Source organism: Enterobacter sichuanensis, from assembly GCF_009036245.1.
GTDB lineage: Bacteria > Pseudomonadota > Gammaproteobacteria > Enterobacterales > Enterobacteriaceae > Enterobacter > Enterobacter sichuanensis.
Map to the genome: position 1 here is coordinate 3,073,759 of NZ_CP027986.1, position 15,633 is coordinate 3,089,391.

Genomic DNA, 15,633 nt, shown 5'->3' on the forward strand with positions numbered 1-15,633 from the left:
CCAGACCTTCTCCCCTACGGGGAGAGGGTTAGGGTGAGGGGGTTTTTTATTTACTGTCAGACTTATATTCGTACTCGTAATACCCGTAGTCCTGGTACCCGGACGCGCGGCGGAAGATGGAGTTCAGGATCACCCCTTTCACCTCAATACCGTTTTGCTCGAAGCGGCTCAGGCTGGTTTCCACCTCTTTCAGGGTGTTCACCGCATAGCGCGCTACCATCAGGGTGGTCCCCGCCAGGCGCCCTACCACGGCGGCATCGGTTACGGCCAGAATTGGCGGGGTATCGATCAGCACCAGGTCATAGTTTTTGCTCGCCCACTCCACCAGCTCGGTGAACCGTTCGCTCATCAGCAGTTCAGAGGGGTTTGGCGGCACCTGACCACGCGGGATGAGATCGAATTTCGGGATGCTGGTCGGTTTCGCGCTCTGGCTAATGTCACCTTTGCCGAGCAGGATCTCCGACAGACCGTTGACGTTATTGGTACCCAGCAGCTCGTGGGTATAGCCCTTACGCATATCGCAGTCGATCAGCAGCACACGCTTGTTGGTCTGGCTGACCACCGCAGCCAGGTTGGCGCAGACAAAGGTTTTGCCGATTGACGGGCTGACCCCGGTCAACATCAGAACGTTGTTTTTGGCCTGCATCATGGCGAAGTGCAGGCTGGTACGCAGGCTACGTATCGCTTCGATGGCGAGGTCGGTTGGGTTACCCACCGCCAGCAGCTGGCTCTGTTTGTAACGCTTGACGCCTTTGATGGTTTTGACGCTGTCGCGGGATTTCTGCCACTCCGACAGCGGAATGCTGGCATAGACGTTGATACCGCTCTCTTCCAGCACCTGCGTGCTTTCGATGCCGCGGTTGAACAGCGAACGCAGCAGCACGCCCACGATGGAGAGCATCAGGCCGAGAATAATGCTGCCGAGAATGATCAGCGCTTTTTTCGGCTTCAGCACGCCAGGCTGGGTGATCGCCGGGTCGACGATGCGCACGTCACCGACGGTACTGGCTTCGGTGATTTTCAGCTCCTGCTGTTTATTCAGCAGCTGCATGTAAACCTGCTGGCCGGACTCCACGTCACGGGTCAGACGTACAATTTCCTGCTGGGTTTTCGGCATCGCGGTAACGCGGTCATTGAGCTTCGCCTTCTCCTCTTCCAGGGTGCGGCGTTTCTCCAGCAGCGTGCGGTAGGCCGGGTGGCGTTTGGTATACAGCTTGGAAATTTCTGCCTCTTTGAAGGTCAGCTCGTTGAGCTGGGCATCGATGTTAACCATCGAATCGAGGACCGATTTCGCCTCCAGCGGCAGGTCGACAGAGTCTTTATCCTGACGATAGGCATTCAGCTTGTTCTCGGCTTCATCCAGGCGGGCGCGTACTTCCGGCAGCTGTTTTGACAGGAACGCCAGGCTTTTCGCCGCTTCAGCCGACTTACGCTCAACGTTTTGCTCAAGATAGTTGCGGGTAATGCTGTTCAGGATGTCGCGGATTTGATCCTTATCTTCACCGGTAAAGGTCATGCTCAGCACGCCGGTGTCCTTACCGTTTTCGGTCACAGTAAGGTTGTTTTGCAGGTTGTTGATCATCCCCAGCGTGGAGAATTTGGTGACGGTAAACTCCCCGCCTTCCTGGGCGTTGATCGCGCTGACCATCATGCTGACGCCGTCTTTGGTCAGCATCTGCCCCACTTCTCCGCGTGCGCTAAAGCCCGCATCGCTGGTTAACTGGTACTGTTTCGGACCGAGCACCGTCAGGGTAAAGGTCTGATCGGCGGCCCCTTTCGGCAGCACGAAGTCCGTCACTTTCACCGTGTCGTTGTTTCTGCCCATCAGCCGATCCCAGCCGGCCCCAAAGATCGGGAAGGTGTTTTTGGTGACGGAGATATCGAGCCCGAGGTCGTGAACCGTTTTGCCCAGCACCAGGCGTGACTGGATAAGCTGAATTTCAGCCTCGGACGCCGGTGGCTTATTCGCCAGCGCAGAGCCAATGTCCTGCACCAGCGAGTTACCGGTGTTCTGCTCGATCTGCACCAACGCGTCGGCGCTGTAGATAGGGGTGGCGAACAGCGTGTAGACAACGGCCGCAGCGGCAAACACGGCGGTAATGCCCAGCACCCACCACTTTGCCTCGACAACCGTGCCGACCAGGCGCCCAATATCAATTTCATCACTGCCCGAAGTCGGGGCGGCAGAAGGTCTTGTTTTTTCTGTCATTGTTATCCCTGCTGAGCTTTCAGTGCCTGCGCCCACTGCTGGGCAGACTGATCAAGTAAGGTGTAAACCGCCTCGAAGGCCTCAAGGCTTTTGCGATACGGATCGGGGATTTCGCGTTCATTGTCCCAGTGACCAAACAGCATCACTTTGCCGCGCATCTCCGGCGCGATATCGCACAGCGCATGGATATGGCGTTTCTCCATCGCCAGGATCAGGTCGTACTCCCGGCACATGCGGCTGGTGACCTGGCGGGCAACGTGACCGTCAAGGGAAAGGTTATGATCCCGTGCGACGCTCGTTGCCCGCTCATCGGCACCTTTACCGACCAGCGCGCCCAGCCCTGCTGAATCAACGGTCAGTTCGGGCTGGTAGTGTTTCAACAACCGTTCAGCCGTGGGGGAACGGCAGATGTTCCCCACGCATACCACCAGAATTTTGTTAAACATCGCGAATTACCAGGTATGAATGTCGCGCGCCGTATCCGTCATGTAGCGAACGCCACTGATGGTTGGCAGCAACTGGTTGATCAGACGGTTCCAGCGGGCAACCGGCGCGGTGGTGACATACACCACATCGTATGGCTGGAGACGGAACTCCGTCGCCATCACCAGAGAGGTCGCATCGGACATATCCAGCTGGTAGATGTTGGCAATCTTGCCTTTCGCACTGCCTTCACCCTTCAGCGGACGGATGACGAAGATACCGGTCGCGTTAGAGGTCGTCAGATCGATACCTTCAGCATTGCCCAGCGCTTCGGTCAGGGTCATACCGCTGAAGTCCATTTTGAGGGTGCTCTGTTTCTTCACTTCACCCATCACGAAGACTTTCAGATCGTCGTTGCGTGGTACGTAGAGAATGTCGCCCGGATAGAGCAGGCGGTTCTGGGTCAGATCGCCGTTTTGCATCAGCGCCTGCAGCGAAATGCGCTGCTCTTTCCCGTTATGGGTCAGCACCACGTTGCGCCAGTCGGCACCGTCGGTTAAGCCGCCCGCGGCGTTAATGGCATCCAGCACGGTCAGCGGCACGTTGGTAATAGCCTGCTGGCCCGATTTATTCACCTGGCCGGAGATATAGGCTTTTTGCGAGCGGAATGCGGCGATATTAACGTCCACCTGCGGATCGGCGATGTACTGCGCTAAGCGGCCGGTAATATCACTACGGATCTCGGCAAGCGTTTTGCCGGCAACATGGACCTTACCAATATAGGGATAGAACATGGTGCCATCTGACTGCACCCAGTTACCGGTGTCGCTTGAGCTGCGGTACTGGCCCGCGGGTGTGGTCAGTTCAGGGTGGTCCCAGACGGTCACGTTAATCACGTCACCTGGCCCCACGCGGTACTGATAAGAGGCAATTTCCTGGTCCAGCGACATATTCGGCTGGGCAACATTCGGACGTGGACGTAATTGTTCGACCAGTCGAGGCGTAAGTGGATAAACATTCACCATTTTGTCGAGATCAAAATCGGCATCCTGTTGCTTGATCACATCCTTACCCATTGTTGACATATTGCTGCCGGGAAAGACCGTGCAACCACTCATCAAGGTCACAGACACCAATAATGGCATCAATTTCATTTTGGATTTCATCATTGATTATTTATCACTTTGGCAGAGTAATTATCCTGTGCAATTTAAATAAGCTCGGGTCGTATTGGGTTTCAGCATGCAGTTAATCAAATAGAAATATAACTGGCATCAGTCCTAAAAAAAGCTTATTCATCCATTGGCTATTGACAGAATAATCGAGGCTGATTCACACGCTTTCAGGCACGCTACCGCCCTTGGCTTTCAGTTACCAATCCACTGACTAAACAATGTGTTATGGATAGACACCCTCTTGAGCAAGGTCTTCTGGAAATATATCAGCCGCTGGCGATGCCCGACGGATAATGAATAACCATCCCTGAAGACCGAACAATAATAGCAACACTGAGATTTAACATTTGATGCTGGGAGAATTGTTGCAGCTAACCTAATAGCAGGCAAGGAGACAACTGTCCTAATATCGGTTTTTAAGATTAATATTAAGAGCAAAGTTTTGGCCTTTTAGGATTTTCTTTATATTGACAAAAAGAGAGCAAAAACCATTACCTGCGATATATCCTAAAATGATATTCCGGTAATAAAAGAGACGTATTTTCCTTATTTACAGGGTCAGCAGAACAGGCTCTTTTTAGCGAGACGTATTAAGAGAAATCTCAGCCCGGCATTGCAATTTCCCCCGGCTTTATCCATGATCGAAGTGTGACATTCGTCATATAACAGAAGGTATTGCTATTACTATGGAATGGATTGCCGATCCCTCAATCTGGGCCGGGCTGGTTACGCTGGTCGTCATCGAGCTTGTGCTCGGGATTGATAATCTGGTCTTTATCGCCATCCTCGCTGAAAAACTGCCCCCTTCCCAGCGCGACCGCGCGCGCGTGACGGGTCTGCTGCTGGCGATGGTGATGCGCTTACTGCTGCTGGCCTCTATCTCCTGGCTGGTGACCCTGACTCAGCCGTTGTTCGCCATTCACGGCCTGAGCTTTAGCGCCCGCGATCTGATCATGCTCTTCGGCGGGTTATTCCTGTTGTTTAAAGCCACCGTAGAACTCAACGAACGGCTCGAAGGCAAAGACAGTGAGAACCCGACCCAGCGCCGCGGAGCGAAATTCTGGCCGGTGGTGGCACAAATTGTGGTGCTGGATGCGGTCTTCTCCCTCGACTCGGTGATCACCGCCGTCGGGATGGTGGACCACCTTGCGGTGATGATGGCGGCGGTGATTATCGCCATTACGCTGATGGTGATGGCCAGCAAGGCGCTGACCCGGTTTGTGAACAGTCACCCGACCATCGTTATCCTCTGTCTGAGCTTCCTGCTGATGATTGGCTTTAGCCTGGTGGCCGACGGTTTTGGGTTCCATATTCCGAAAGGCTATCTCTACGCCGCCATTGGCTTCTCCGTGATGATTGAGGCGCTTAACCAGCTGGCGATATTTAACCGCCGCCGCTTCCTTTCCGCGAATCAGACCCTGCGTCAGCGCACGGCCGACACGGTCATGCGCCTGCTGAGCGGTAAGAAAGAGGATGCGGAGCTGGACGCCGAATCCTCCGCCATGCTGGCCGATCACAGCGAAGGGCAAATCTTTAACCCGCAGGAGCGGCTGATGATTGAGCGGGTGCTCAATCTCAACCAGCGCACGGTCAGCAGCATCATGACCTCACGCCATGACATTGAGCATATCGACCTGACGGCCCCGGAAGCGCAAATCCGCACCCTGCTGGATAAAAACCAGCACACCCGGGTGGTGGTGACCGGCGGTGAAGAGGAAGAGGAGCTGCTGGGGGTGGTGCACGTCATCGACCTGCTGCAACAGCAGCTGCACGGCGAGGCGCTTAATCTCCGCGCTCTGGTACGCCAGCCGCTGGTGTTCCCGGAGGGGCTTCCGCTACTCTCCGCCCTGGAGCAGTTCCGCAACGCGCGCACGCATTTTGCCTTTGTGGTGGATGAGTTTGGATCGGTTGAAGGGCTGGTCACGCTCAGCGACGTGATGGAAACCATCGCCGGTAATTTGCCTAACGAGGTGGATGAGATTGATGCCCGCCATGACATCCAGAAAAACGCCGACGGCTCCTGGACGGCCAACGGTCATATGCCGCTTGAAGACCTGGTGCAATATGTGCCCTTGCCGCTGGATGAAAAACGGGAATATCACACCATTGCCGGCCTGCTGATGGAGTATTTGCAGCGTATCCCGCAGCCGGGGGAAGAGGTTCAGGTGGGGGACTATCTGCTGAAAACGCTGCAGATTGAAAACCATCGCGTACAGAAGGTTCAACTCATCCCGTTGAGGGACGAGGAAGAACTGGATTTTGAGGTGTAGGTAAAACAAAACGGCAACCCGGTTGCCGTTTTAGGGTTTGCTCCCTCTCCCGTGGGAGAGGGATGGGGTGAGGGCATCAGGCCGCACTGGCAGCCGGGTAAGCGAAGCGCCACCCGGCACAACGGCATCACAGCTTATCGAGCAGCTTTTTCACATCCTTCCCGGTCTGCGAATCTTTATTCCGATCCGCCCAGCTGTTCAGCCGACGTTTGGCTTCATCCTGCAGATGCTTACGCAGGATCTGATCCACCTGCAGGCTGTAATTCAGTGCCTGCCATTTGCCATAAACGTTCAGCGGGATCGGCGTCTCTTTCAGGAAGTCGATGAGCTTACCCTGGCCCTGCCAGCCGGAGAGCACCCGGACGTTAAAGTGCGTATCCGCCGTCTCTTTTACCAGATCCAGCGAGCCCTCTCCCGTCAGCGACAGCATGGAAGAGGTTCCCTGCATGTCGGCCAGCGTCAACTGTCCGTTATCCAGCGTCAGGTCCGTGGAGAAGCTGTCGAGGCGCGTGGCGCTGTCGTAGTTCTCCTGCGCTTTCACATCGCTGCTGCGCTCCACCGCCTGCTGGACCAACTGTTGGAAGTTAAGCCCTTCCATACGGGAGTCTTTTAAATCAATGTGCGCTTGTCCCTGCCAGTCGCGGCGGAAAGCATCGGCATCAATTTTAGTGCCCGAGAAGTCACCGGCCAGCGTCAACTGCCCTGTCAGGGCTATCGGATAGTTAAACGCTTTCAGGATGGTGCCGATCTCAACGTTGTCGAGACGCGGCTGGAACTCGGCGCTGCCGACGTCTTTGCGGACATCCAGCGTACCGGGCAGTGAGAGATGCCCAGCGCCCATCTTGCCGCTCAGTTCCGAGATCACCAGCAAGCCATTATGGTTGAACATCTGGCTGCTCACGTCGGTAAAATCCATGCCACGCCAGCGCAGGCTATTGGCTTTCAGCAGAATATCCGCCGTGAATCCGCGCAGGGCGTTGTAGTCAGGTTGATCAAGATTCGACGAAATAACCGGACGAGAGACCGGCATCTGGCTTTGCCCCGTTTGTGCGGCATCGCTGTCCGTTGCGCTTGCAGGCGGCGGCGGCAGTAAGTTTTCCAGATTGAGCTTGTCGAACTGCAGATTGAGCACCCACTTCGGTTTCTCTTCGAGCGTAACGCTCGCCTGCCCTTTCAGGCTACTGTCATTCGCCTGCAGGCTGAGATTATCCAGCTCAATCTGCTTTTGTTCTTCGCGCCACACGGCCTGCAACGTCCCCTGCCCGGTGATTCCCTGAGCAGGAAGATCGGCCCCCGTCAGCTGCCAGTTCAGCTGCTGGATGTCGGCCGTGAGCTGATGCGGATAGTCAGACGCATTGACGCTGGCATTCAGCGACAGGGTGAGATCGCGCTGATCGCGGTTCACGCGCCCGCTAAATTCCACGGCGGCAAGATGATTATCATCCTGTTCCATCTGCAGATTAATGTTGCGAACGGTAACCTGCTCTTCGTCCTCATGCTGGAAAACCAGCACGCTGTCGGCCACTTTCAGTTTGCCAATATCAAAAGACCAGCCGGTATCAGACGGCTCATCAGGCAGGGTATTTTCATGCGGCGCCACCGGCGCATTCGCATCACGCACGGCTTCGGTTTGCGGGGTGAGCTGAATCACCGCGCCTTTCAGCATCACCTGTTTAACCTGCAGCTGATGGGAAATAAGCGGGATCAGCGACACATCAAGGCGCATGTTGTCTGCGGAAACCAGCGGCTGTGAGGCCCCCGGCGCCGTGAGCGACATGCGGCCAGAGAGAATGCTGAGCTGCGGCCAGACGTGCCAGCGCAGCGGTCCATCAAGTTTCAGTTGATAACCACTGCGTGCCTCGACCTGCCGCACCATGTACGCGCGGAAATCATTAGGGTTAACCAGCAGAACCAACGCCGAAAGGCCAGCAACCAGCACCACCAGCAAAATCATCAGCGTTGTCAGAACTCTTCTCATGGCATCCTCAATGGACTCGCGTTCAGTCTTTATCAATACGGCTGGCGACCGCGCCCTGCTGGTCGCGGTACTTTGCGTCCTGACGACGGTTATAAGGACGATCGGCCGGGCCCGTCAGCGGTTCAAAGCTTAACGCACCGATCATCATGCCGGGACGCAGCGCCAGAGGCAGTTTACCGGCATTGAAGAACTCCAGCACGATACGCCCGGACCAGCCGGGATCGATACGGTGCGCGGTCACGTGCACCATCAACCCCAGTCGCGCCAGGGAAGAACGGCCATCAAGCCAGCCGACGAGGTCAGCAGGCAGGGTAACGGATTCATACGTCACCGCCAGCGCCAGTTCACCCGGATGCAGATAAAAGGCCTCACCTTCGTCAATAACGATTTCGTCACTCATCACGCGATCGAGCGCGGCGCTCACTTCGTCCTTCGGCCCGCTAAGGTCAATGAACGGCGCGGTATGGCCGCTAAAGGTGCGGAATTTATTCCCCAACCGTACATCAACGGTTACCCCATTGATACGCTCCACGGGTGGACGTGGGGTAATAGACAAACGGCCTTCATCCAGCCAGGCTTCAATATCGCGATCACAAAGACGCATGGCACTCTCTCCTTTCATGCATCGTACCCTGAGGCAATAAGCATTCAGGGTAAAACCAGGTTATCTCTGAACGGTACACAATTCGCGCGGCTTATTCAAAAAACTGGCTGATTTTCGCTTTTAAGATATCAATCGCTATGCGGTTTTTGCCCCCGCGCGGCACGATGATATCGGCGTATTGTTTGGAGGGTTCAATAAATTGCAGGAACATCGGGCGGACCGTTTTCTGGTATTGCGCCATCACGGAATCCATTGAACGGCCACGTTCATTGACGTCACGCTTGATGCGACGCATCAGGCAGATATCCAGGGGGGTATCAACGAAAATGGAGAAGTTCATGGATTCCCGCAGGCGGGCGTCTGTCAGCAGCAGGATGCCTTCCAGGATAATGACCTTTTTCGGTTCAATGCGGATCGTTTCCTGAGTGCGGGTGTGTTCGACATAACTGTAAACGGGCAGCTCGATCGCCTGGCCGCTCTTAAGCGCTTCTAAATGCTGGAACAGCAAGCTGTGGTCCATGGCATTGGGGTGGTCATAGTTGGTTTTGACGCGCTCTTCCATCGACAGATGGGATTGATCTTTGTAATAGCTGTCTTCGGGAATGACGCCGATATGCTCATCACCTACTTGTTCACGCAGTTCGCGGTAAAGCGTACTGGCAATAAGACTTTTACCTGAAGCCGATGCGCCGGCGATACCTATAATGACGCACTGATGAGACTTATCAGTCATAAATTTAGCGACCTGATTAACCTGGATGTTAAGGAAGGACGACGCCGGAGCGTCAAACGCGGCAATTATAGGGATTTCGCCGGCGTGATACCAGTCGAATGCACAGGTTCTGCGAGACTGCCCGAAAAGTGACGCATTACGCCCTGAGTGAAATTTAAATGAACGTTTTTTCAGCGTTTAACCGTTTTTTTTCACAGAGCTTCTATTTAATAAGTCTGTGGTGTCAAATTCTGAACAGTCACCATATGAATTGTAAATTGTTTGTACTAGCATAAACCAAATTATCAAATTCACGCATTCGGACATCTTCCCTGACGGCATGGCGTCTCTGGATAAAGCGGTAATGAATAAACAATACCAGCGGGTTTTGGTTACCACCCCACATCCTTTATTACGACTTGTCTGTCTGGGCCTGGTCACCTTTATCTTTACCTTGTTTTCGCTGGAGCTCACCCGCTTCGGTACCCTGCTGGCCCCGCTCTGGTTTCCCACTGCCATCATGATGGTGGCGTTTTACCGTCATGCCGGAAAAATGTGGCCGGGAATTGCGCTGGCCTGTTCGTTTGGCAATATTCTGGCCTCATGGATGCTGTTTTCCTGGGGATCGGTAAGCCTGATCTACCCCACCGTCAACGTGATTGAGGCCGTTATCGGCGCGTTGTTCCTGCGCAAATGGCTCCCATGGTACAACCCGCTGCAGAATCTGAATGACTGGATCCGCGTAGCCATTGGCAGCGCGCTGGTGCCGCCGCTGGTGGGCGGCGTTCTGGTGACTCTGCTGGCACCCGGCACTGAGCCCGTGCGCAATTTCTTCGTGTGGGTGTTGTCCGAAGCCATCGGCGCGCTGGCGCTGGTGCCGCTGGGCCTGTTATTTAAACCCCATTATCTGCTGCGCCACCGTGACCCGCGACTGCTGCTGGAGACGCTGACCACGCTGGCCATAACATTAGCCCTCAGTTGGGCGGCCATCACCTGGCTTCCGTGGCCCTTTACCTGTGTGATCGTTCTGCTGATGTGGAGCGCCGTGCGCCTGCCGCGGATGGAGGCGTTCATGGTGTTTCTGGTCACCGTGATGGTCGTGTCGCTGATGATTGCCCGTAACCCTCTGGCGCTCACCACCCAGCATGCCGGGCCGATGCTGAACGCGCCGTGGCTGCCGTTCCTGATGCTGCTCCTGCCTGCCAATGTGATGACCATGGTGATGTATGCCTTCCGCGCCGAACGCAAGCACATCACCGAAAGCGAAGCGCGTTTTCGTAATGCGATGGAGTATTCCGCCATCGGTATGGCGCTGGTCAGCATTGAGGGCAAATGGCTGCAGGCCAACAAGGCGCTGTGCAACTTCCTCGGTTACAGCCAGACGGAGCTGCAGTCGCTAACCTTTCAGCAGTTGACCTGGCCGGAAGATCTCGATACCGACCTGGAGCAGCTGGAACAGCTGGTCAACGGCGAGATCAATACCTACACCCTCGAGAAGCGTTACTACACCCGTAACGGAGAGGTGGTGTGGGCGCTTCTTGCCGTCTCCGTCGTGCGTCATACCGACGGTTCACCGCTCTATTTTATCGCTCAGATTGAAGATATTAACGACCTGAAGCAGACCGAATGGGTCAATAAACGTCTGATGGAGCGCATTACGCTGGCTAACGAAGCGGGCGGAATTGGCATCTGGGAGTGGGATCTGGAGCCAGACATTATTAGCTGGGATAAGCGGATGTTTGAGCTGTATGAAATTCCGCCGCACATCAAACCCACCTGGCAGCTCTGGCACGACACAATGCTGCCGGAAGATCGCGCCCATGCAGAGAAGGTCCTGCGAGACTCCCTTATCTCCCGTCTGCCGTTTAAGCTGGAATTTCGCATTCGCGTGAAGGAAGGCGTGCGCCATATTCGCTCTCTGGCGAACCGGGTGCTGAATAAACAGGGTGAAGTCGAACGGCTGCTCGGCATCAACATGGACATGACCGAGGTGAAGCAGCTTAACGAGGCCCTCTTCCAGGAAAAAGAGCGCCTGCATATTACCCTCGACTCCATCGGTGAAGCGGTGCTGTGTACCGATATCAACATGAACGTCACCTTTATGAACCCGGTCGCCGAGAAAATGAGCGGCTGGCTGCAAACCGAGGCGATAGGCCAGCCGATCCTGAAGGTGTTGCACATCACCTTTGGGGAACAAGGGCCGCCGATGGAGAATATTCACAGCGGCGATATGTCCCGTTCCGATATCGATCAGGATGTGGTGCTGAACTGCCGTACCGGCGGAAGCTTCGATATTCATTACAGTATTACGCCGCTCAGCACGCTGGACGGACAGAGTATTGGCTCCGTGATCGTCATTCAGGACGTGACCGAGTCGCGCAAAATGCTGCGTCAGCTGAGCTATAGCGCTTCCCACGATGCCCTGACCCACCTGGCAAACCGGGTCAGCTTCGAAAACCATCTCAAACGCCTTCTGCAGACCGTGCGCGAGACCCGCCAGCGGCATGCGCTGGTGTTTATCGATCTCGATCGCTTTAAAGCGGTCAACGATACGGCTGGTCATGCCGCTGGCGATGCCCTGCTGCGGGAACTCTCTTCCTTAATGCTGACCATGCTCCGCTCCAGTGACGTGCTGGCCCGTCTGGGCGGGGATGAGTTCGGGTTACTGTTACCCGACTGCAACATTGAAAGCGCACGCTATATTGCCGGTCGCCTGATTCAGACGATAAATGACTATCACTTTATGTGGGAAGGACGCCTGCACCGGATCGGCGCCAGCGCGGGTATCACGCTGATTGATGAAAATAACCATCAGGCGTCGGAGGTCATGTCGCAGGCGGATATTGCCTGCTATGCCTCGAAAAACGGCGGGCGTGGCAGGGTGACGGTTTACGAACCCCAGCAGGAGCGGGACCACAGCACGCGCAGCATGATGTCGCTTGATGAGCAGTGGCACATGATTAAAGACAACCATCTGATGATGATTGCCCGCAGCGTCGCCTCCCCGCGCATCCCGGAAAGCAGCAACTTCTGGCTGATTTCGTTACGCCTGTGGACCAGCCAGGGTGAAGTCCAGGAAGAGCACGCCTTCCGATCGGGCCTGGCAGAGCCAGAGCTGTTGCACGCCCTCGACAGACGGATTTTTAGCGAGTTCTTCCGCACCTCCGCCGCTCAGATCGCCAGTAAAGGGATGGGTGTCGCACTGCCGCTGTCTGAGGCTGGTTTAGCCAGCGTGACGCTGGTTGATGAACTGCTCGACCTGCTGGATAAAAGCCCTATGCCGGGTCGCCTGCTGCATCTGGTCATCTCTGCCGATGTGGTCTGTAACCCGAATAAAAACCTGGAGCAGGGTCTGCAGAAGCTTCGCGAGGCAGGTTGTCGCGTGATCTTCAGCCAGGTGGGACGCGACATGAACGTCTTCACACACCTGAGCGCAAATATGGCCGACTATCTGCTGCTGGACGCCGAAGTGGTGAGCAACGTATATGGCAATCTGATGGATGAAATGATGGTCACCATCATCCAGGGTCATGCCCAGCGTCTGGGCATGAAGACCATCGCGGGTCCCTGTAATCAGCCGATTATGATGGATACGCTCTCCGGCATCGGCATTGATTTTATCTATGGTGACACCATCGCCGAGCCGCAGCCGCTGGATCTACTTCTCAATACCAGCTACTTCGCCATCAACTGACGGTGCCCAGCCGTCGGTATACCAGATGTGCAGCAGCGCGTACGAGCGCCACGGCTGCCAGCGCTCGGCATAACGCCGAATTTGCGCGGGCGTCATCCCGGCAAAGCGTTGCTTAATCAAATAATCATCCGGCAGAAACACATCTTTTGCCTGCCAGCCGCGCAGGGCCAGATAATTTGCCGTCCAGCGGCCAATTCCCGGCCGCTGCTGTAACGCTTTCATCCCCGCCTCAATGTTCGCGGGCGGGAAAAGCGGAAACGTCCCGTCAATGACCGACTGCGCCAGATGAATCAGCGACTCCGCGCGCTTTACCGGCATGCCCAGCGCTTTCAGTGCCAGCGGGTCCGTGGACGCCAGCGCCTGCGGCGTAGGGAAGCAGAGATAGCCGGGGCAATCCGCCACGGGTTCCCCGCACAGCGCCACCACGCGTGATGCCAGCTTCGCCGCCATCGCCACACTCACCAGCTGCCCGAGGATAGCCCGGACGCCCTGCTCGTACGCATCCATCGCCCCCGGCAAACGCAGGCCTGGCCGCGCGGCACCGAGATCGCCCAGCGTGTCTGCAATTTGCTGCGGGTTACAACTGAGATCGAACAGGCGGGCGATACGTTCAAGACAGGTCTGCGCTACCGGAATAAGACCCGGACTCAACGTCACGGTCAGCGTAGAGGTGGTGAGGTCCGGCGTAACGCGAAAGACTCCCTGATGTCCTTCGCAGGCAAAACTGCGTTCATAGTAGTCGCAGGTGACGGTTTCAATACCCGTCACCGCACGGGCGCCAAGAAAGCCAAACATCCATTGCCAGTCGTAGGGGGGAAGCCAGGTGAGGGTATACATCGTTGCTCCTTTTTTTATCTTATACCCTAAATAATTCAAGCTGCATGAAGGCGGCAAGAGAGTGAATCCCCAAGAGCATAGATAACTATGTGATTGGGGTGAACGAGCGCAGCCAACGCGCATGCAGCTTGAAGTATGACGGGTATATCAGCATAAACGGAAAGACCCTGTTTTGCCTTGCTTTCATATTCCTGTTGTCGCCGGACGGGCATTCCGCTAAAGTCTCGCCCCTTCTCACTGGCATGGGGATTTATCGTGTTTATTGGATTTGACTACGGTACGGCAAACTGCTCGGTTGCGATTATGCAAAACGGGCAACCACAGCTCCTGAAAATGGAAAAAGAGAGCACGCTGCTGCCGTCAATGCTCTGCGCACCCACCCGCGAAGCGGTAAGCGAATGGCTGTTCCGCCACCATCAGGTTCCGGCCACGGCGGCGGAAAGCCAGGCCTTGCTGCGCCGGGCGGTCAGTTTCAACCGTGAGGAAGATATTGACGTCACGCCGTCCAGCGTGCAGTTTGGCCTTGCCTCGCTCGGGCACTACATTGAAGACCCGGAAGAGGTCTACTTCGTAAAATCACCGAAATCCTTCCTCGGCGCCAGCGGATTAAAGCCGCAGCAGGTGGCGATGTTTGAAGATCTGGTCTGCGCGATGATGCTGCACATCCGCAATCAGGCGCAGATGCAGGTTCCTGATGCGATTACCCAGGCGGTGATTGGCCGTCCGATCAACTTCCAGGGGCTGGGTGGTGATGAGGCCAACCAGCAGGCACAGGGGATCCTGGAGCGCGCCGCGCACCGCGCCGGCTTCCGCGACGTGGTGTTCCAGTACGAGCCGGTTGCAGCGGGGCTGGATTTTGAAGCCACGCTGTCGGAAGAGAAGCGCGTGCTGGTGGTCGATATCGGCGGCGGAACGACGGACTGCTCGCTGCTGCTGATGGGGCCGCAGTGGCATCATCGCCGTGACCGCGAAAATAGCCTGCTGGGGCACAGCGGCTGTCGCGTGGGCGGTAACGATCTCGATATCGCGCTGGCCTTTAAGAGCCTGATGCCGCTGCTGGGCATGGGCGGGCAAACGGAGAAAGGGATCGCCCTGCCAATCCTGCCCTGGTGGAACGCTATCGCCATCAACGACGTGCCTGCGCAGAGCGATTTTTACAGCACCGCGAATGGCCGCTTCCTGAACGACCTGGTGCGCGATGCCCAGGACGCCGAAAAAGTCGCCCTGCTGTATAAAGTGTGGCGTCAACGCCTCAGCTACCGCGTGGTACGTACCGCAGAAGAGAGCAAAATCGCCCTCTCCGATCGCCCGGAACATGCGGTCTCCCTGCCGTTTATCAGCGACGATCTGGCAACCGCCATCTCTCAGGAGGGGCTGGAGACGGCGCTCGCTCAACCGCTGCAGCGCATTCTGGAACAGGTGCAGCTGGCGCTGGATAACGGCAAAGAGCAGCCGGACGTGATCTACCTGACCGGGGGAAGCGCCCGTTCACCGCTGATTAAAAAAGCGCTGGCTGATCAGTTGCCAGGGATCCCGATTGCCGGTGGGGATGACTTTGGATCCGTCACGGCGGGTCTTGCGCGCTGGGCGCAGGTGATGTTTAGGTAATATTGGTGCGGTCTGGTGCCCTCTCCCACAGGGAGAGGGAGAAAACACAGACCACCACACTCAGACAATTCCCGACAGTCTTCCATATTTCCTCCATTTTTCCGCTGTGTTGCCTGACTAAAC

General features: G+C 56.1%; 10 protein-coding genes. 3 read left to right on the forward strand and 7 right to left on the reverse strand.

The genetic code is table 11. The features are described from left to right. Positions 1–46 precede the first annotated feature (46 nt). The 3 genes from wzc to C1N69_RS14900 are packed head-to-tail and all read right to left on the reverse strand — an operon-like array spanning position 47 to position 3,801. Positions 47–2,209 carry a tyrosine-protein kinase Wzc gene (gene wzc / locus C1N69_RS14890; protein ID WP_047959057.1) on the reverse strand — a complete coding sequence of 721 codons (2,163 nt, stop codon included), beginning with the start codon at positions 2,207–2,209 and terminating at the stop codon, positions 47–49. Between the two features lie 2 nt (positions 2,210–2,211). Beyond that, a complete protein-coding gene (gene wzb, locus C1N69_RS14895; RefSeq protein ID WP_025758721.1) occupies positions 2,212–2,655 on the reverse strand; it encodes a low molecular weight protein-tyrosine-phosphatase Wzb in 444 nt (147 codons plus the stop codon). A gap of 6 nt (positions 2,656–2,661) precedes the next feature. Beyond that, a complete protein-coding gene (locus C1N69_RS14900) occupies positions 2,662–3,801 on the reverse strand; it encodes a polysaccharide export protein (protein ID WP_014170829.1) in 1,140 nt (379 codons plus the stop codon). Positions 3,802–4,493: 692 nt separating this feature from the next. Here C1N69_RS14900 and C1N69_RS14905 point away from each other — a divergent pair. Next, positions 4,494–6,077 (forward strand): TerC family protein, encoded by a 1,584-nt coding sequence (locus C1N69_RS14905; RefSeq protein ID WP_155031461.1) that lies wholly within the window; start codon positions 4,494–4,496, stop codon positions 6,075–6,077. A 127-nt stretch (positions 6,078–6,204) separates the two neighbouring features. Here the strand turns inward: C1N69_RS14905 and asmA are convergent, their stop codons facing one another. The 3 genes from asmA to udk form a co-directional block, all read right to left on the reverse strand. Next, positions 6,205–8,055 carry an outer membrane assembly protein AsmA gene (gene asmA / locus C1N69_RS14910; protein ID WP_155031462.1) on the reverse strand — a complete coding sequence of 617 codons (1,851 nt, stop codon included), beginning with the start codon at positions 8,053–8,055 and terminating at the stop codon, positions 6,205–6,207. A 22-nt stretch (positions 8,056–8,077) separates the two neighbouring features. Next, on the reverse strand, positions 8,078–8,659 hold the full coding sequence (gene dcd, locus C1N69_RS14915) for a dCTP deaminase (protein ID WP_020883257.1): 582 nt from the start codon (positions 8,657–8,659) through the stop codon (positions 8,078–8,080). Between the two features lie 91 nt (positions 8,660–8,750). Next, positions 8,751–9,392, reverse strand: coding sequence for a uridine kinase (udk, locus tag C1N69_RS14920; RefSeq protein WP_008500855.1), 642 nt, complete (start codon positions 9,390–9,392; stop codon positions 8,751–8,753). Positions 9,393–9,735: 343 nt separating this feature from the next. Here udk and C1N69_RS14925 point away from each other — a divergent pair, with 343 nt between their 5' ends. Then, on the forward strand, positions 9,736–13,065 hold the full coding sequence (locus C1N69_RS14925) for a diguanylate cyclase (RefSeq protein WP_095450409.1): 3,330 nt from the start codon (positions 9,736–9,738) through the stop codon (positions 13,063–13,065). Here the strand turns inward: C1N69_RS14925 and alkA are convergent. Continuing rightward, entirely contained in the window at positions 13,030–13,902 is an 873-nt protein-coding gene (alkA, locus tag C1N69_RS14930) for a DNA-3-methyladenine glycosylase 2 (protein WP_155031463.1), read from the reverse strand. The two genes, C1N69_RS14925 and alkA, sit on opposite strands and share 36 nt — an antisense overlap. A gap of 255 nt (positions 13,903–14,157) precedes the next feature. Here alkA and yegD point away from each other — a divergent pair, with 255 nt between their 5' ends. After that, positions 14,158–15,510: a molecular chaperone gene (gene yegD / locus C1N69_RS14935; protein WP_155031464.1), complete on the forward strand. Its 1,353-nt coding sequence runs from the start codon at positions 14,158–14,160 to the stop codon at positions 15,508–15,510. The last annotated feature ends 123 nt before the right edge of the window (positions 15,511–15,633 follow it).